The organism is Pseudoalteromonas rubra (assembly GCF_005887115.1).
Taxonomy (GTDB): domain Bacteria; phylum Pseudomonadota; class Gammaproteobacteria; order Enterobacterales; family Alteromonadaceae; genus Pseudoalteromonas; species Pseudoalteromonas rubra_F.
This window is the reverse complement of the sequence record NZ_PNCJ01000025.1, coordinates 1-17,160: the sequence shown is the minus strand read 5'-3', so window position 1 is coordinate 17,160 and position 17,160 is coordinate 1. Positions and strand designations below refer to the sequence as shown.

At 49.3% G+C, this 17,160-nt stretch carries 13 protein-coding genes; 6 read left to right on the top strand and 7 right to left on the bottom strand.

Annotation, left to right across the window (positions count from 1 at the left end):
• Positions 1 to 39: 39 nt before the first annotated feature.
• Together CWB98_RS16540 and CWB98_RS16535 are read right to left on the bottom strand one after the other, a co-directional pair.
• On the bottom strand, positions 40 to 1,092 hold the full coding sequence (locus CWB98_RS16540; protein ID WP_138545864.1) for an MJ1255/VC2487 family glycosyltransferase: 1,053 nt from the start codon (positions 1,090 to 1,092) through the stop codon (positions 40 to 42).
• Complete coding sequence (locus CWB98_RS16535) at positions 1,089 to 1,610, bottom strand: phosphatase PAP2 family protein (RefSeq protein WP_138545863.1); 522 nt, start codon at positions 1,608 to 1,610, stop codon at positions 1,089 to 1,091. Before CWB98_RS16535 ends, CWB98_RS16540 begins: the two co-directional genes overlap by 4 nt.
• Positions 1,611 to 1,771: 161 nt before the next feature.
• On the opposite strand from CWB98_RS16535, the gene rraA reads away from it, so the two are divergent.
• Entirely contained in the window at positions 1,772 to 2,278 is a 507-nt protein-coding gene (rraA, locus tag CWB98_RS16530) for a ribonuclease E activity regulator RraA (RefSeq protein ID WP_138545862.1), read from the top strand.
• Positions 2,279 to 2,350: 72 nt separating this feature from the next.
• Positions 2,351 to 3,409, top strand: a complete 1,059-nt coding sequence (locus CWB98_RS16525) for a formimidoylglutamase (RefSeq protein ID WP_138545861.1) — start codon at positions 2,351 to 2,353, stop codon at positions 3,407 to 3,409.
• On the opposite strand, the gene CWB98_RS16520 is transcribed toward CWB98_RS16525, so the two are convergent.
• A complete protein-coding gene (locus tag CWB98_RS16520) occupies positions 3,406 to 5,250 on the bottom strand; it encodes a GGDEF domain-containing phosphodiesterase (protein WP_138545860.1) in 1,845 nt (614 codons plus the stop codon). The two genes, CWB98_RS16525 and CWB98_RS16520, sit on opposite strands and share 4 nt — an antisense overlap.
• A gap of 24 nt (positions 5,251 to 5,274) precedes the next feature.
• Positions 5,275 to 6,495 carry an imidazolonepropionase gene (hutI, locus tag CWB98_RS16515; protein WP_171045684.1) on the bottom strand — a complete coding sequence of 407 codons (1,221 nt, stop codon included), beginning with the start codon at positions 6,493 to 6,495 and terminating at the stop codon, positions 5,275 to 5,277.
• 151 nt (positions 6,496 to 6,646) lie between these two features.
• On the opposite strand from hutI, the gene hutC reads away from it, so the two are divergent.
• Positions 6,647 to 7,357: a histidine utilization repressor gene (gene hutC, locus CWB98_RS16510; RefSeq protein WP_138545858.1), complete on the top strand. Its 711-nt coding sequence runs from the start codon at positions 6,647 to 6,649 to the stop codon at positions 7,355 to 7,357.
• 6 nt (positions 7,358 to 7,363) lie between these two features.
• Here the strand turns inward: hutC and CWB98_RS16505 are convergent, their stop codons facing one another.
• A complete protein-coding gene (locus CWB98_RS16505; protein WP_138545857.1) occupies positions 7,364 to 8,125 on the bottom strand; it encodes an NADP-binding protein in 762 nt (253 codons plus the stop codon).
• A 257-nt stretch (positions 8,126 to 8,382) separates the two neighbouring features.
• Between CWB98_RS16505 and CWB98_RS16500 the strand changes: the two genes are divergently transcribed.
• From CWB98_RS16500 to hemN, 3 genes are all read left to right on the top strand, one after another.
• Positions 8,383 to 10,413, top strand: a complete 2,031-nt coding sequence (locus CWB98_RS16500) for a methyl-accepting chemotaxis protein (protein ID WP_138545856.1) — start codon at positions 8,383 to 8,385, stop codon at positions 10,411 to 10,413.
• 138 nt (positions 10,414 to 10,551) lie between these two features.
• Positions 10,552 to 12,501, top strand: coding sequence for a HAMP domain-containing methyl-accepting chemotaxis protein (locus CWB98_RS16495; RefSeq protein WP_138545855.1), 1,950 nt, complete (start codon positions 10,552 to 10,554; stop codon positions 12,499 to 12,501).
• 134 nt (positions 12,502 to 12,635) lie between these two features.
• Positions 12,636 to 14,006, top strand: a complete 1,371-nt coding sequence (gene hemN / locus CWB98_RS16490) for an oxygen-independent coproporphyrinogen III oxidase (protein WP_138545854.1) — start codon at positions 12,636 to 12,638, stop codon at positions 14,004 to 14,006.
• A gap of 31 nt (positions 14,007 to 14,037) precedes the next feature.
• Here hemN and CWB98_RS16485 read toward each other — a convergent pair whose 3' ends face one another.
• Together CWB98_RS16485 and CWB98_RS16480 are read right to left on the bottom strand one after the other, a co-directional pair.
• Positions 14,038 to 15,915, bottom strand: coding sequence for a methyl-accepting chemotaxis protein (locus CWB98_RS16485; RefSeq protein ID WP_138545853.1), 1,878 nt, complete (start codon positions 15,913 to 15,915; stop codon positions 14,038 to 14,040).
• 130 nt (positions 15,916 to 16,045) lie between these two features.
• The gene (locus CWB98_RS16480) at positions 16,046 to 16,921 is read right to left on the bottom strand and encodes a hypothetical protein (RefSeq protein ID WP_138545852.1); all 876 of its coding nucleotides are present in this window, start codon (positions 16,919 to 16,921) and stop codon (positions 16,046 to 16,048) included.
• Between the last annotated feature and the right edge of the window lie 239 nt (positions 16,922 to 17,160).

Here is a 17,160-nt window from a genome sequence, read left to right as displayed (position 1 = left end):
TATCATTTTTACACGACTTTATTACTATTTGCGCATTAATTAAGCAGCCCTTGGTGCTTTATTGAGCACCGCCTGCCAGAGCGTGTCATGCAGTTCACTGACATTGCTCCATTGTCCCTTAGTTAGCCACAGCGCCAGTGGCGTCGCATCACTTGGGAAATTAATCTGCTGCCCACCTGGAGATTCGAGCCACTCATCCAGAGCTTCGGAATTAAGATAATTCATCACCTGCGCCAACCCCAGGGATTGCAATGTCATCGCGTTGCTTTGCTGCTCAAACTGTCCCTGTAAAGGCTTGAGCAGCAGCTTTTTACCAAACTTCAATGCTTCACTGGACAGCTCAAAGCCGGCATTTGCCACTACGCCGGACGCATTGGCCAGATCACGGATAAAGCCGTCGCGCGAAGGCGAGCGCAGGTGGATATGGTTAATAGAGGTGTTGTGCGCATCCGGGTGGTAACAATAAAATTCCTTATCCGGAAAATCTTTAAGCAGCTCAACAATGTGAGACAAATCCTCAAACGGCAAATACACCAAAACCTTATTGGCAACCGACTGATTACCAAAGTCACCGGGCTGATATGGAATAAAAGGGGGTACTATGTTTTCTGCAAAGGGTTGCCAGTGCACGCCAAGATGAATATCAGCCGGCGCAAACCAGCGAATGAGTGAACGCAGTAAAAAATTACCACCAAATAGAGGCACATTAGGTGATAAAAAGGCACTTTGATGACTCATTGCAACCACAGGGATTTTTGCCCGTCGTGCCGCCCAGGCAGTCACCGGCTCAAAGTCGTTGAAGACCATATCATAGCCGCGCATATCAAAGGCCCGCACATCTTTGACAAAGCGGCCCAGACGCAACTGCTGGAGCGTGCCCTGATAATTTAGCCGACCATGCTTTGTCGCAAAACTGATCCCGCGCCGGGTTTGATATTCACCGAACACCGACATATCAAAATAACGCTCATCTGGTCGGCCAGAAAATACATAGTCAACATCGATCCCCAAACGGGTAAAACACTCAGCCATCACCCGTGCACGAGTGATATGGCCGTTGCCAGTCCCTTGTACGCCATATAAGATCTTCATAATTCCCCTACAACTCCTATTGCCAGCAAAGCACAACCGCTACCTATTATCGCGCCCAGAATGACATCTATTGGATAGTGCACACCAACCACAATTCTCGATAAAGACACCCCGGATGCCCAAATCATCAATGGCAGAGCCAATGCCGGAAAAGGCTCCATCAGACACGTAGCGTATAACCAGGCACCGGCGCTATGTCCGGAGGGCATGCTAAATTTATCACTTGGTGTAAGCATGGCCTTAACCGCAAGACAATCACAGGGCCTGATCCGTGCGATACGGTTTTTTAGGTAAAGGTAAAGCGGCCGCTCAATGGCAAATGCGACCACAGCACAGAGCGCAAACTGCTGGCCCACCTCCCCCATAAACAGTGCACTCAGGATGCCAAGGATCACATATAGTCCACCGTTTCCGCTTTTTGACAGTGCCAACATCACCATTTTGAACCAGGGCTTACACTCGGGTTTATAAAGGGCGAAATACAGCGCCGTATCGAGTTTAATGATCTGTGTTTTCATAGTTCATGCTTACATTTGTTCACAATTTCAGCATAGAAGAGCTAAATAACACTGCCACGACATTTTTGTGACACAATTATGTATGTTGATTCAAAGCATTGCGCACCTACGTAATGGGAGTATACTGGGTTCTGAATTCAGTTATTTTCGAGGACGCCCGTATGGATTACAGCACTTCCGACTTATGTGACCATTTTGCCGATGCCGTTGACGTATTGGAGCCAATGTTTATCAATTTTGGGGGTCAAAGCGCCTTTAGTGGTCGTATTAAAACGCTTAAGTGCTTTGAGAATAATGAGCTGATTAACCAGACATTACAGCAAGATGGCACCGGTCAGATACTCCTGATCGATGGCGGAGGTTCAACACGTCGTGCGCTCATCGACATTGAGCTTGCTGAACTGGCAATCGAAAATAGCTGGCAGGGTATTATCGTCTATGGTGCAGTGCGACATGTCGAAGAGCTGGAAGAATGTGACATTGGGATCCAGGCTATTGCGTCCATTCCTGTCGCCGCTGACAGCCATGGCAGTGGTGAGCAAGGCATTCCAGTTAACTTCGCGGGCGTGTCTTTCTACGATGATGATTTCCTGTATGCCGATGCAACGGGCATTATTATTTCTGCAGAAGAGCTACTACTGGAAGTCGACGACGAGCAGAGCGAGTAGCACAGCCTGCAATTATTTCATTCGGGCAAAGCCTACCTTTGCCCTGTTTAACTCCAATGATCGACCAATATTATGAGTAACCACTGGCTTCATATCTACAGCGAAGCGGATATCACCGCATATAGTCACACCAGAGAAAATGAACAACGCTTTTGGCAAACCTTGTCATACCTGCAACCCAAAGAGGACTTAACTCAGGCTCTGCGCGATGCGGCGCAATTTGGCATTAAGTATGTACTGGTTGCCATTAACGAAGATTTGGGTCCCCGGGCAAACTGTGGCCGGGGTGGCGCGCACCTGGGGTGGCAAGCATTTTTACAGCGTTTTCTTAACTTGCCCTGCAACCGTTTTCTGACCCCGAATGACGTCTTACTGTTAGGTGAGGTCAGATGTGACGATTTGCAACAACAAGGGGCTGATCTGGACAACCGAGATACTGAACAACTCGCGCAGTTACGCACCTTGAATGCCCAACTAGATGAGCGTGTCAGCATTGTGATGAAAGCCATCTTTGATGCCGGGCTCACGCCCATCGTGATTGGTGGCGGCCACAATAACTGTTTTGGTCTGTTGCAGGCACTGGCGCAAAGCTCTCAACAAGCGTGTCAGGCTATTAACTTCGACCCGCATGCTGACTTTCGTGCACTTGAGGGACGCCACTCAGGTAACGGCTTTAGCTATGCTTATGAGCAGGGTTATCTGTCGGATTACCATGTTGTCGGTATGCATGAACAGAAAAATAACCACACCATTATCAGTGCATTAGATCAGGCCGGATTCAGCTACAGCAGTTACCAGGATATTCTGGTGCGGCGTAAACTCACCCTCACTGAGGCCTGTAATGTCGGGCTGCGCCGCTTTGCAGTCGACGCTCCGCTGGGCGTCGAGGTTGATGTAGATGCAATCTCAGGCATGCCAGTTAGTGCCTACACAAACTGTGGGTTTACGGTCAATGACGCCGAGCATTTTGTCCATATGGCTGCCAGTCAGGACAACGCCCGTTACCTGCATTTATGCGAAGCCGCACCTGAACACCACCCTCAGGGACTGCAGCAAGGGATCAGTGATGCCGGTCAGGTACTGGCTTCTCTGGTTTGTAGCTACTTACAGGCACGCAAGGCAGACGTTTAATGTGAGTCTGGCTGAGGCGAACCAGATGCATCTTCCGGGTGCTCCCAACGCCATTGCTTCAGCCAGCTGATCATCCCAACGCTACTTAAAGGTCTGGCAAAATAATAACCCTGCGCAGCAAAGGTATTCAGACTTTTCACAAATTGAAGTTGTTCTGGTGACTCAACACCTTCACAGATCACTTTACATTCCTGGATCTGTTGCATTTCAACAATGCCACGCACGACACTTTTGAACGACCCCTGATTGCCATGGTCCAAGGTGAGTGAACGACCCAGCTTGACATAGTCAACGGTCAATTGAGGCAACTTCGATAAAGTAACCGGCGTTTCCCCAAAGCTGTCGATACACAGGCGTATCCCTATTGAACGTAACCGCGACACCATAGCGATGCCCTGAGGGTCAAGGCTGGTAAATAAACTGGAAGGGCATTCAATGATCAAATCCCCAGGCTTTAGCTGATGCTCCAGCAGAACATGATCAATAAACTCTATGAATTCTTCATGCAACATTTCCGGACCAAACAGGTTCAGACTCAGTGGCATTGAAATACCTTCAACACGCAGCGCTAAGGCAATCTCAGCTGCGCGCTCAATCACATACTGTGCAACCGGTAATGCCAGACCCGCTATACGGATGTCCTCGATGAACTTGCCCGCCGCCAGAATTCCCTGTTTGGGATGTTGCCAACGTAACAACAGCTCAAGAAATTCAATATCACCATCTTCATTGCGCACAACAGGTTGAAAATACAGTTCCAGTTCTTTTCTGAAGTCAATGTGAGCCAGCTCGGCCAAACGGGCTTGCTGCTCTAGTCGATTGATTTGCATTTGTTGCAGATAAGGTGCAATAGAGCTGTCAGGTTGACTATCCAGTGCCAAAAATGCACAGGTTAACAGGTTTTCAAATTGTCCCTGTTCTTCGTCACAATTCACATAGCTGGCACGCGCCTTAACCTCTATCGTGCAGTTACCTACATTGAACGGTTTCAGCGTGCTTTCAATGATTTCGTTGATCATCTGCTCATGCAGGTGGTGCTGATTAACCAGACTACAAACAAATACAAAGTGCAACCCGCCCAAATGCGCCAGCCGGGATACATCATTCCCCAACGGCACTGGCATCACATCAGGATGCTGTAAATGTTGTTTTATACGGTTCGCCGACTGGGCCAATAACAGATCACCAAACTCACGGCCAAGATGAAAATTCACCTGCTGAAACCCTTCAAGGCGGATCATGACTAACATAGCTGCACTGGGGTCTCGCTGCCGGAAGTCATAAAATGCACTGCGAAAACCAGCCCTGTCGGGCAGCGCCAGAATGTCAGCCGTTTTACTTTCCTCGTTACCTGCCTGTGGTACCTGCACCTGAGGCATTCTTGCTAACATCAGTTCGGCCAGAAACATCGGTAATAAGGCGGCGACCAGTAAACCCGGTGTTAGCTGCCAATAAAGTACGCCAGCCAATGCCAATGTGGCGGCACAGGCACTGAGACCTGTGACCACCTGGAATCTCAGCTGTTCTGATCGCAGCGCCAGCCAAACATGTAACACCAGCAGCGGTGCCAGCAGGTAAGAAAAATAGTGTGTCGTATTGGCGAGGTATGCCAACACCACTGCGGTTGTGGTGGCATACAATAACCGGTGCAATGGCTGCTGACTGACGATAATAGCTGCAACACTGGCACTGAGTAAGGTCCCAGCTACAAAGGCCACCAGCAGCGGTGACTGTGAGCCTGAGACTTGCCAGAATGTAGCTGCCGACACCACCGGAGCGAACAGGACCAGGAGCAAGGTCATTCTTATATTACCATGTTTTAGCAGCGCACTTTTTGTCATCGACAGACCATTGCGAAATTCATACTATTGCACAAGTTTACCCGAAATCCAGGTATTTAACAGATCATTTACGCCAAACTGATAGCTCAGCTCAGCCGGATGGCCGACCTGCCAGAGCACCATATCAGCGCGCATCCCCACTTTCAGACTACCACGGTCTGACAGCCCCAGTGCCTTAGCACCATGGCGAGTCACACCGAGCAAGGCTTCTTCCGGCGTCATACGGAACAAGGTACACGCCATGTTTAACATCAAACGCAAAGAGCATAGGGGTGCTGTACCCGGGTTAAAGTCACTGGCAAGTGCAATCGGAACGTTATGCTGACGCATCAGGTCGATCGGTGGCAACTGAGTCTCACGCAGGAAGTAGTAGGCGCCCGGCAATACCACACCCACAGTCCCGGCTTTGGCCATCGCCTTAACACCCGCTTCATCAAGGTACTCAATATGATCCGCAGACAGGCCGTTAAATTCCGCGACCAGCTCAGTGCCATGCTGATTGGACAATTGTTCGGCATGGCATTTTACTTTGATACCTAGCTCAGCAGCCTTGGTAAACACGCGGCGTGTTTGATCATTACTGAAACCGACATTTTCACAAAATGCGTCGACTGCATCTGCCAGTGAGCGCTCAGCGACCTGTGGCAACATTTGCTCGCAAACCAGTTCAATGTAGCCATCGGCGTCATTCCGATATTCCGGTGGTAACGCATGCGCTCCGAGAAAAGTACTTTGTACGCTGACAGGGTGGTGTTCATCCAGCATGCGGTTGACTTCCAGCAGCTTGATTTCGCTTTCGCAATCCAGACCATACCCGGATTTACTTTCAACGGTGGTCACCCCTTCTCTGAGCAATGCATTGAGCCGCTCTTTACCTACCACAAACAACTGTTCATGATCCGCCGCACGAGTGGCTTTCATGGTAGTCGCAATGCCGCCCCCCTGCTGCGCGATTTCTTGATATGACACACCATTGAGGCGTTGTTCAAACTCTTGAGCCCGTGAGCCGGCAAATAAAATATGGGTATGGCAATCTATCAGGCCGGGAGTCATCCAGGCGCCTTTTGCCGAAATAGTGGGTGTTGATACCGCATCAAACTCTGGTAACTGAGTCTGCTCGCCCAGCCAGCAGATCACACCCTCTTTGACCATGATGGCGCCATTTTCAATCGCCCCATAAGGGCGCTCAATATCCGGGTCCATCGTTGCCAGATTGACATCAAGAATCACTAAATCTACTTCCATCACCACTCAAATCCTCATCACTAACTTGCTGATTTGAGTGTAGCAAGAATACTTGTATATACAATAGAGGTGTGCCATGTTTATTAGCTGACTATGTTTACTCTCGCTAACGAAAGAGTGGACTTTCCTTTACTAACCATGGCACGAGACAGTGACAACGCAACCCAAATTCGCTCAGATAAAACAACATATAATTGCCCAGATCCGCAGTGGCACCTGGCAAGAGGATCAACAAGTCCCCTCTGAAAATGCGCTATCGGCACAATTCAGAGTCAGCCGTATGACCGCCAGGCGCGCGCTCAGTGAACTAACCGATGCAGGCATACTCACTCGTAGCCAGGGTTTGGGCACCTTTGTTGCCAGGTTTAAGTCTCAGTCTTCCCTACTGGAGATCCGTAATATCGCCGATGAGGTAAAAGAGCGCGGGGGTAACTACAGCTGTGTTGTGCTGTCATTAGAGTCCATCGCAGCCATTGCCCCTATCGCCATTGCACTGGGTGTCGACATGGACAGTCAGGTCTACCGCAGCGTACTGGTACACCATGAAAATGAACAGCCTTTGCAGGTTGAGGAACGCTTCGTCAACCCTCAGCTGGCGCCAGATTACCTACAGCAAGACTTCACTCAAATCACGCCTCATGAATATCTGGTACAGATTGCACCACTTACGGAGGCTCGCCACACCGTTGAGGCAATCATGCCCGGGCCCGACATTTGCCAGTGGTTAAATATGTTTCATGAAGAGCCCTGCCTGCAGCTGATCCGCAGAACCTGGTCACAAGGAGGTATTGTCAGTTTTGCCCGGCTCATCTCACCGGGCAGTAAGTATCGTCTGGGTGGTCACCTGACATTTAAAAAGTAAACAGGATCAAATGGTATGACGATAGTTGAACCCCAGTTCGCCGATCATGGCGCCATCTATGATCCGCTCTTTGCTGTCATCATTAGCAAAACTCGGTGGGGTTGTGCCTGAGCGCTCGCAGTGAGCCTGATAGTAAGTTTGTTTAACAGGATGTTCAGGCGCGCACACATTGTAAACTGATTGAGCCTTGGACCAGTTTGCAAGTACCGCCATGATGGCTGAAATCACATCATCCCGGTGGACCATATTAACGCGCTCCTGACTGGCACTACGCAGCGCTTTACCGGCAATAAACTGTCCAGGTTCCCGTCCGGGTCCGACTAATCCTGCTAACCTCAGTACTTTTCCACCATGCGCCAAAACCAGCTGTTCAGCCTGCTGTAAAATACGTTGGCGCTGAGAGTCCATCGCTGCCAGTGCCCCTTGCTCGTTATACACGCCATCAGCTGCAGCATAAACGCCTGTACTGGAACACAGCAAAAACCCCTGCATCTCTAGTTCACTTGCCAAAGCCAATGTCGCCTCTAATGTAACCAAGTAATTACTGTCCTCACGACGTGTCCCCGGCGGCATAGCGCATAGCCAGAACGCCTGTTGCAATGACACATCATGGATCAGGGCGTCACCATCATGTAGCAGCTGTCTAGATAAAGCATCATCATGTGGCTGTCGGCGGGTTGCCTGTACTTGCCAGCCAGCGCGAGCGGCAGCCTGTGCCGTCGGCATCCCCAACCAGCCAGCGCCAGCTACAACGAGTCTATTGAACATGTCTTTTTCCTGTGAGTTTGAGCGTTGCCCGCATGATGCACCAGCCAGCACCACAGTGGCAATACCATAGCCTGGCACAGTCAGTAAGAAAAACGGCTGATTTATTGCTAAAAGTTAAAGTATCTGTCCCTATTGCCGATTATTGATGTAAAGATTATTCGCCAAGTGTTAGCAATCAATCGCCGTAAATTGTAGCCTTCTGGGGTGAGATATGGTTTGATTAAAGCTTGCCTGATCCCAAGAAAAAGAAAAAACGCATGTTAGTAAATTTATCTCTTCGAAAAAAAATCCTGCTGTTAATTGGCGGTACCATCTCCATTTTGCTGGTTGTTGCGTCTGGGTATTTTGTTAACCATATTGCACACCTCTCCAGAGAAGGCATTGAGCGTGAAGCCCAAAGCCATTTGTATGCTGAAAAGCTATCCATGGAGTCTTTCTTCACCCGCTATGGTGCAATTGTAGAGACTTTCGTGACCAATCCGCACAATGTGAACTGGTTTAATGAATATACCGAACGAGAAAAACCTCTCAGCTCAGATCTGGGCTATCAGGAAGTAAATCAGGATTTTATTCGTATCTCGGCCAGTGATGAGAATATCCTCTCGGCCTTTATGGCATCAGCAAAAACAGGCGAATATTTCAAAGAAAACGACCGTACGTCCAATTATGCTGACGGCCGTCCTTATTATTCCTATAAACGTCCCTGGTGGCAGGACGCGTTAAGCTACGGGGGGTTATACGTCGGTGCGGTATCAGTTGATATTAATACCGGTGCGGTCTCAGCGGTAGTTCAGCAGCCAGTCTATAATGCGCAACGCGAGCTCGTTGCCGTAGGTGGTGTAGACCTGCAGATTAATAAGATCAGTGAACTGGTTGAGCAAATCCAGTTCGATGGTCAGGGCTACGGCTTCCTGTTAGACCATAACTATAAAGTCGTCCACCTGTCCAAACGGACAGGTCATCAGCTGTCTATCACCGATGAAGGCCCAAATGGGAAAGAAGGTCTCGAAGCACTGGAGCGTCAGTTTGCCGACACACATGGTTTTACAGCGCTTAACCGCGCGATGCGTTCAGAAGGCGCCGGTGCAGCTAAGGTCACTCTAAAAGGTGTGGACTACTATGTGGTCTTCAACAACGTCAAGCTGGACAAGCCAATCCTCGACTGGCATCTGGGTATCCTTATCCCCGTCAGCCTGATTGAAGAGCCTGTTAACGATGCCGTAATGAGCACCGTCACGGCCGTTATCATCATTCTTGCCATTATCGTTGCGATGATATTATGGGCGACGCAAATGATTGCGGCACCGATCACAACACTGACCAACACCATGCGTGATATCGCCTCTGGTGAAGGTGATCTGACGCGCCGTATCGACATCAACAGCCAGGATGAAGTCGGCCAGCTGGCGCATCATATGAATACCTTTATCGACAAGCTACGCAGCATGATGCTGGACACGGCTGCACAAGCACAACAACTCAGCGGTGCCGCTGCACAGTTGCAAGACGTCTCTACCAACACCAACAACGAGATCCAGCAAGAAAAAGAGCAAGTTGACAGTGTCAGCGCCGCAGTGACAGAAATGGCTGCCACGGTGACGGAGATCTCTCGCAATGCCCATGAAACCAATCGTGCTGCGGATCTGGTGCAAAGCATGACCAATGATGGTGCTTCACGTTCTGGCCAGGCACAAGAAGTCATGACCGAACTTGCCAGCCACATTGGTGAGGCTGCCAAAGTTGTGGCCGGCCTTGAACAGGAAACCAGCAACATTGGCGCCGTAATTGATGTCATCAATGGCATTGCAGAGCAGACCAACCTGCTTGCCCTAAACGCCGCCATTGAGGCCGCTCGTGCCGGTGAACAGGGCCGCGGTTTCGCGGTGGTTGCTGACGAAGTTCGCAGTCTGGCAAGTCGTACACAAGAATCAACCGATGATATTCGCAATATGATCTCACGCCTGCAACAGATTGCGCAGCAGGCTTCGGTCATGATGCAACAAGGTCAGGAACGAGCAGAGGGCTCCGTTGGACAAACTCAGGAAGTGCTGGACGCACTGCGTAACATCACTGAATCCGTCAGCACAGTACAAGATCAGAGTCATCAGATTGCGACCTCAACTGAAGAACAGACCGTCGTGGCTGAAGACATTAATAACAGCCTTAATGCCATTAACGACCTGGTGAACAGTACTGCCAACCATGCCCATTTACTGGCAGATGAGGCCCGTGATTTGAACAGTCTGGCTAAAGCCCTGAACAATACCGTAAACCAATTCAAACTGTAGTAATACGTCGCTAGCCCGAATGCCGGGCTAGCACTTTTTTACCCGCTTCTTCACAACCAGCCCGTTGCCAAAACTTGACTAATGCACAGTTGCAGACGATCACTTATAGGGTGACTCTTTGCAATATCGTGCTTAATTATGTTTAAAAACCTCAAACTAACGCAGATGCTTGCGTATTCATTTGGTGCGCTCATAACGCTGATGGCAGTGATATCACTGATTGCCTATTTGGGCCTGAGCTCGGGCTACGGCAATTTTGTTGATTATCGTACTCTGGCACGTAATGCCAATCTGGAAGGGCGTGTTCAGGCCAACCTGTTGCTGGTACGCCTCAATGCCCTAAAGTACCTCAAGGAGCAAAATGCAGCCAATATAGCAGCGTTCAACGAAAGGTTTGCTTTACTGAGTGACTTAATGGACCAGGCGCAAAACAGCATAGATGACCCACAGTATCGTGCTCAGCTCAGCACCAGTGCCGATGAAGTGCAACAATACCGGGCTGCCTTTGAGCAAATCGTGCAACTTTACGCCCGGCGCGATGATATTGTGACGAATCAGCTGGACGTAAACGGGGCCAAGATGCGGACCTTGCTGAGCGACATCGTAGACAATGCCTATCAGCGTAATGACAGCACCGCCTTGTATGCTGCTGCCAAGCTGGAAGAAACATTGATGCTGGGGCGATTATTTGTGACTAAGTTTTTAGTTACCAATGCCAGTGACGATTATCAGCGTGCTGTGACTGAATTTAGCAAGTTGGCAACTTTACTCGATGAACAGGCCGATGCTTTCGCCTGGCAGCCAGCACAGGGAACACTGGCCCGATTTTTACAACATAAACTGGACTATCTGGCGGGTGTCAAAGCGGTGAACCAAACGATTTCACAGCGCAACCAACTGATTGAACAGCGCCTCAACGTACTGGGCCCCAAAGTGGCCAACACCCTGGAAGACATCAAACTGGACATCAAAGCGCGTCAGGACGAACTGGGACCCAGGGCACAACAAGCCAGTGAGCAAGCCGTGATGTGGGTGTCAATTGTCTCGATATTTGTTGTCTTTACAGGCATATTCTTAAGCTGGTATGTCAGTAAGTTACTACGCGACCCAATCGGGGGGGAGCCCAGAGACATAGAAGCCCTGGCTAAAGCCATTGCCAAAGGTGACCTCAGTTACCAATTTTCTACCGGCAGTACCACTGGCATCTATCGGGCTATGTCTGAAATGACCACGACCCTGCGCGATATTGTGGGCAAGATAAAATCAGCAACAGCCACACTCAATGATACCTCAGGCACCATGATCACCGTCACCGAGCAAACCAAAAGTGAGACCGACCAGCAGCAGGACCAGTTAACCCAAAGTGCCACCGCCATGCAGCAAATGAGTGCCACGGTCCAGGAAATAACTCAAAGCGCCCAGCTTGCCGCCGATGCAGCCACTGACGCCGATCAACAATCGCAAACTGGGATCCAGGTGGTACAGGCTTCCCGTGAAGCCATGAGTGAACTGGTTGGCAGTATTCAACAGGTCAGTGAATCCATTACCCAATTGGAAAGTGAGACCGAGTCGGTGGGCTCCATTTTAGATGTGATCCGCAGCATTGCTGATCAAACCAACTTGCTGGCGCTCAACGCCGCGATTGAAGCTGCCCGGGCCGGAGAACAAGGCCGCGGGTTTGCTGTGGTAGCTGATGAAGTACGCAGCCTGGCCAGCCGCACTCAGCAAAGTACCGAAGAGATTCAGACCATGATTTCGCGCTTGCAAAGTGAAGCCAAACGCTCGGTAGAACATATGCATCGTAACGTCGACCATGCGGAACACTCTGCAGAACAAACGGAACATGCCGGCGCGACCTTACAGGCCATTTGCAGCTCAATCAGTACCATTCGCGACATGAACCTGCAAATTGCCAGTGCGTCTGAAGAGCAAAATACGGTGTCCCTGCAAATCTCAGAAAGTGTCACCAACATCAGTGAAAGTGCCGCGGAAACCGCACAAGGCGCGCTACAGGTTTCTCAGGACGCCAAAGCTCTAAGCCAGGTCGCCAGAGAACTCAATACCCTGGTCGATCAGTTTAGGTTGTAATACCTATTTCACTTACTACCTGAGCAATGTGTGGGTGTTTCAGCCCCACCCGCACCTCCTTTTGCTTTAGATCAACGCCCCAAAGCACAACTTTGCTTACACTGACCCCCCTCAATAGCAAAGAGAGTGCGATCGTGATTAAATTACCTCAGTGGGATGATTCCCTTATCAACAAGTACAATATCTCGGGCCCCAGATATACGTCTTATCCAACGGCCCTGTCGCTGGAGTCGGGTTACTCACAGGCCGATCTGGTTGATGCCATCACCCACTCAGACACCCGTGCGCTGTCGTTATACATTCATATTCCGTTTTGCCATCAGCTTTGCTATTACTGTGGGTGTAATAAGATCATCACCCGTCACCAGTCTAAAGCGGATGTCTATCTCGACCATCTGGAGCTGGAAATCGCCGCTCAGGCGCCGTTGTTCAAAGCGTATCAGGTTGAGCAATTGCACCTAGGAGGTGGCACACCGACCTTTCTGACCACGGCGCAAATGACGCGTCTGATCACTATGTTAGAACAGCATTTCACTTTTACAACGGATGCCCAGCGCGGCATTGAAATTGACCCGAGGTCACTGGCCGATGACATGCTGCCGGCGCTGAAAACGCTCGGCTTTAACCGGGTTTCATTCGGGGTGCAGGATTTTAACGATCAGGTACAGGCAGCGGTCAATCGCCCGCAACAGATTGAAGAAGTACTGGCACTACTGAAACAAGCCCGCGAACTGGGATTTAAGTCTATTAATATGGACATGATCTACGGTCTGCCACACCAGAGCATCGAGTCCTATCGTGACACCATCGCACAACTGATTGAGTTAGGCCCGGACCGGGTGTCGGTATTCAACTATGCCCATCTGCCGGAACGCTTTGCTGCACAACGCAAGCTCAAAGACGCGGATATGCCGGAGCCAAAAGAAAAGCTGGCTATTTTTAAGCAAACGCTGGAGCAGATGACCGCTGCAGGTTACCAGTTTATTGGCATGGACCATTTTGCAAAAACCGATGACGAGCTGGCCGTTGCACAGCGACACAATCACCTGCACCGCAATTTTCAGGGCTATACCACCCATGGTAACTGCGACTTACTGGGTCTGGGCGTGTCGTCTATATCACAGATTGGCAATGCCATTTTACAGAATGAAAAAGACCTGAAGCCTTACTATCAGGCTGTGACTGAGCGTCAGAGCGCCATTCATAAGGGTGTGCAACTCACCCGGGACGACATAATTCGTGCCGCAGCAATCAAACAGCTGATCTGTCACTTTGAACTCGATAAAGCGACCTTTGCCTCAGAATATGACATCGACTTTGATGACTATTTCTCAGATACCCTGATTGCGCTCCAGCCACTGGCAGACGATGGCTTGGTTGAGCTTAGCGGGCCACGCATAGAAGTCACGGCCAGAGGCAACCTGTTTATTCGTATCATTTGTATGTGCTTTGATGCTTACCTGCAACAGCAGATCAAAAACACCCGCTTTTCACGGGTGATTTGAGCTCAATGGTGGCTGGTCAGCCACTTTTGCTCTATAACTTGAACTTGCCTATGGTGCCGGAGAGAGACTTAGCTTCACTGTCTAAGTCATTGCAAAACTGATAGGTCTGCTCCATCGCCGTTTTTGTTTGCCTGGCCGTGTCTGATATAACCGTGACATTCTGGCTAATATCTCTGGTTGCTGCTGATTGCTCTTTGGTTGCAGTGGCTATTTGAATGTTCATTTCTGATAACTTGACTATATGATCAGAGATCTCTCTCAACGATTTACCACACTCGGATAAGAGCTGAGATGTTTTATGGGTCCCGTCACTGCCATGCGTAATGGTATTGACTGTTTCCGTTGCAGTAGCATTGAGCGAGTTGATCATGCCATTGATTTCTTCCGTCGACTCTGCGGTCCGCTTCGCCAGATTACGCACTTCATCCGCTACCACCGCAAAACCACGCCCCTGCTCGCCCGCCCGTGCCGCCTCTATAGCTGCATTGAGAGCAAGCAGATTGGTTTGTTCAGAGACCCCTCGAATTACCTCCAGGACACCTGAGATTGACTCAATTTCTTTAGAGAGTTGATTAACAGAGAGTACAGAATTACGCATTATCGACTCCAGCTCAGCCATATGACCTATGGTATCTGACACAATCTTGAGGCTTACCTGAGCATTGCCTTCCGTATCCGACGCCACTTGCGAGGCGTCCTGCGCGTTATTTGATATATCTGAGACTGTCATATTCATCTGCTCAACTGCTGCCGCTACTGAGTCAGTACTGGATGATTGTTGTTCAGAGAGACCATGGACATGCTTTACATTCTGATAGACTTCAGCGGCAGTACCTTCGACATGCTTTGCCGTCTCAGAGACGCTTTTAAACATCTCGTGCAGTTGATCTAAAAAGATATCAATCTGTTTTCCCAGTGAGCCCACTTCATTGTTTTGCTCAACCCTTAGACGCGCAGTGAGATCCCCCCCCTTGCCAGACAACTCTGTTACCGCGTCTGAGATCACTTCTATTGGCTTAAATATCCGGTTCGCAAGTAGATTTGCACCAAACAGACCTATCACAGCTATCACAAAACCAATTACAATATTGGTCATAATTGCAGTGTGGATTGCTGAAAACATTTCCTCCTCTGGGATTTCCACAACCACATACCAATCTAGCGAGTCCAGCTTTATTGCCGAGCGCACCACAGTCCTGTCATTGACCTCATCAGACACCACATTACCCATTAAAGCCGCAATGTTGACCTTGCCACCGACTGCGGATCTGTCAGGGTGAATTTGGATCGTATTATCGGCATCCACCAAAAAAACAATCCCGGATTCACCAATTTTGTATGAGCTTATCAACTCGGTCATGGCGCCCAGTGACTGCCCCACTCCCGCCAAACCAACTCTGCGACCTTTATCCTCAATGACATAATTGATAAAAGCGGTCGCTTCCGTGGACGACTTGTCTACATCAATGGAAATTTCATATTCAGCGCCGGAATTGATAAAAATATCCAGCCATGGCTCCTTATTCGATTCCACTTTCCTCACAATACCCGCGGGGGTGTAATAATTTCTGCTGACTGCAGACACAATAAACGCTGTATTGCTATTGTTAACACGTTTTACTGAGCTCAGCTCCCGAACGACCATGGTAAGGTCTTCTGACGCTTCCCCATTCGCCATCCAGGCTTTGATAAATTCACTCTTTGCCAGCGCTCTCGATGGGGCTATGGACGAGTGGATATCAAGCTCAACCGCGTACTTTATTTGTTTGAGTACGGTGGGGATTTCGGATTGCTCAACCTTCTCAGTTAAAAAGGTACTGATCGTGGTTGCGAATACAAGGGTAACGATGAGTAAGGGCAATATCGTTGCGGTGATCAGAGAAAGTACCAATAGCTGCTTAAGCTTCATAAATTACCTTGCCGAAACCAAAAGATCTTCTATCAAAACAATATAGTAGAGTATTGCTCTGATAGGCAAAGTTTGCAGGCCATATTGCGCTAATGTACTGAATTGTTACCCAGGCACAGCATCAATCACACTAGCGCATCATAAGTCGCTGAGGCATAGGTTGCCAATCACCGCCATACCAGTGAAACATTGCCAGACTATACGCTACACTCAGCAGCAGTTCGCGCTGCGTATCTGACATAATTTGACTGAGCCAGAGCTTCTGGTCGCCGACAAATGAGTACGCTGCAAGCGCCTGCTTATCTGCATTACTAAAAAGCAAGCCCGCGTTCATCGATGCCCAGCTAGGCAACTCCCTGTGCTCAGGACCTGCTTGACCCGGCAATATAGAATATGCCCGATTAAGGAGCTGGACCGTATAGCGCTTACCCTGCGACGTTAATTCAACTTGCACCGCTTCATCTTCAGCGGCACTCAGGCGCAGCTGCCAGAGCGTACCTCCCTGCTGGATAGTACACAGCAGTTCTGTTTTTTCACGCCTGCCAAAATCATTTAAAGAAGAGCGGATGCCGTTATGCACCTCATGACGGGTTGTTTCCGTTTTATTAGACAATGCAAAGATAGCGCACTTGGACTGCCCCTTCAGCCCCCCCTGAGCCATCAGCTCAAAAGAAAAGTCTCGAGCTGCAGTCACCAAAAACTCTTCTTTGACATAAGATAGCGCATCACCAAACAGCACAAAGCCCATCAGACCAGAATGCTCAAACTCCTCATTGATTTTTTCACGCTTCAGCTCCCAGGAACCGACCTCTCTGCTCTTAATTTCAAGTCCGCCAATAGACAGACTTTCGTTACTAAAAAGTGCACTAGGATTTGCAAAACGTACGAGCTCAGCCTGTTGCAATGCAGCTGGCAACTCTATGGTCGTGTCTTGCGTAACCTTAATCATTTCGCAACCGCTCAACAAAGCAAGCGGCCACAACCATTGAACTAATCTATTTTTCATTTAACTATCTGATCCACAGCCCCAACATGCGCCGTTCCCGGCAAACTGGTTTACATTTATAAACATACTGACGTAATCATTACCACCAACGATACCTACCTGAGGACGACAACCCAAAACAACAAGCACCAACTGAATGGAACTAAATAAACCAGTATCGAAAACGCAGGAGAGTAATTGAAAACTGCAGAAATAGGAACATCTGGATACTAAAATTGAGCTTTCTTAGGACGAACCAG

Bases quoted from the DNA above. Each gene is read 5' to 3' on its own strand.
- CWB98_RS16540 (WP_138545864.1), bottom strand. From the start codon at position 1,092: ATGAAGATCTTATATGGCGTACAAGGGACTGGCAACGGCCATATCACT.
- CWB98_RS16535 (WP_138545863.1), bottom strand. From the start codon at position 1,610: ATGAAAACACAGATCATTAAACTCGATACGGCGCTGTATTTCGCCCTT.
- rraA (WP_138545862.1), top strand. From the start codon at position 1,772: ATGGATTACAGCACTTCCGACTTATGTGACCATTTTGCCGATGCCGTT.
- CWB98_RS16525 (WP_138545861.1), top strand. From the start codon at position 2,351: ATGAGTAACCACTGGCTTCATATCTACAGCGAAGCGGATATCACCGCA.
- CWB98_RS16520 (WP_138545860.1), bottom strand. From the start codon at position 5,250: ATGACAAAAAGTGCGCTGCTAAAACATGGTAATATAAGAATGACCTTG.
- hutI (WP_171045684.1), bottom strand. From the start codon at position 6,495: ATGGAAGTAGATTTAGTGATTCTTGATGTCAATCTGGCAACGATGGAC.
- CWB98_RS16505 (WP_138545857.1), bottom strand. From the start codon at position 8,125: ATGTTCAATAGACTCGTTGTAGCTGGCGCTGGCTGGTTGGGGATGCCG.
- CWB98_RS16500 (WP_138545856.1), top strand. From the start codon at position 8,383: ATGTTAGTAAATTTATCTCTTCGAAAAAAAATCCTGCTGTTAATTGGC.
- CWB98_RS16495 (WP_138545855.1), top strand. From the start codon at position 10,552: ATGTTTAAAAACCTCAAACTAACGCAGATGCTTGCGTATTCATTTGGT.
- CWB98_RS16485 (WP_138545853.1), bottom strand. From the start codon at position 15,915: ATGAAGCTTAAGCAGCTATTGGTACTTTCTCTGATCACCGCAACGATA.
- CWB98_RS16480 (WP_138545852.1), bottom strand. From the start codon at position 16,921: ATGAAAAATAGATTAGTTCAATGGTTGTGGCCGCTTGCTTTGTTGAGC.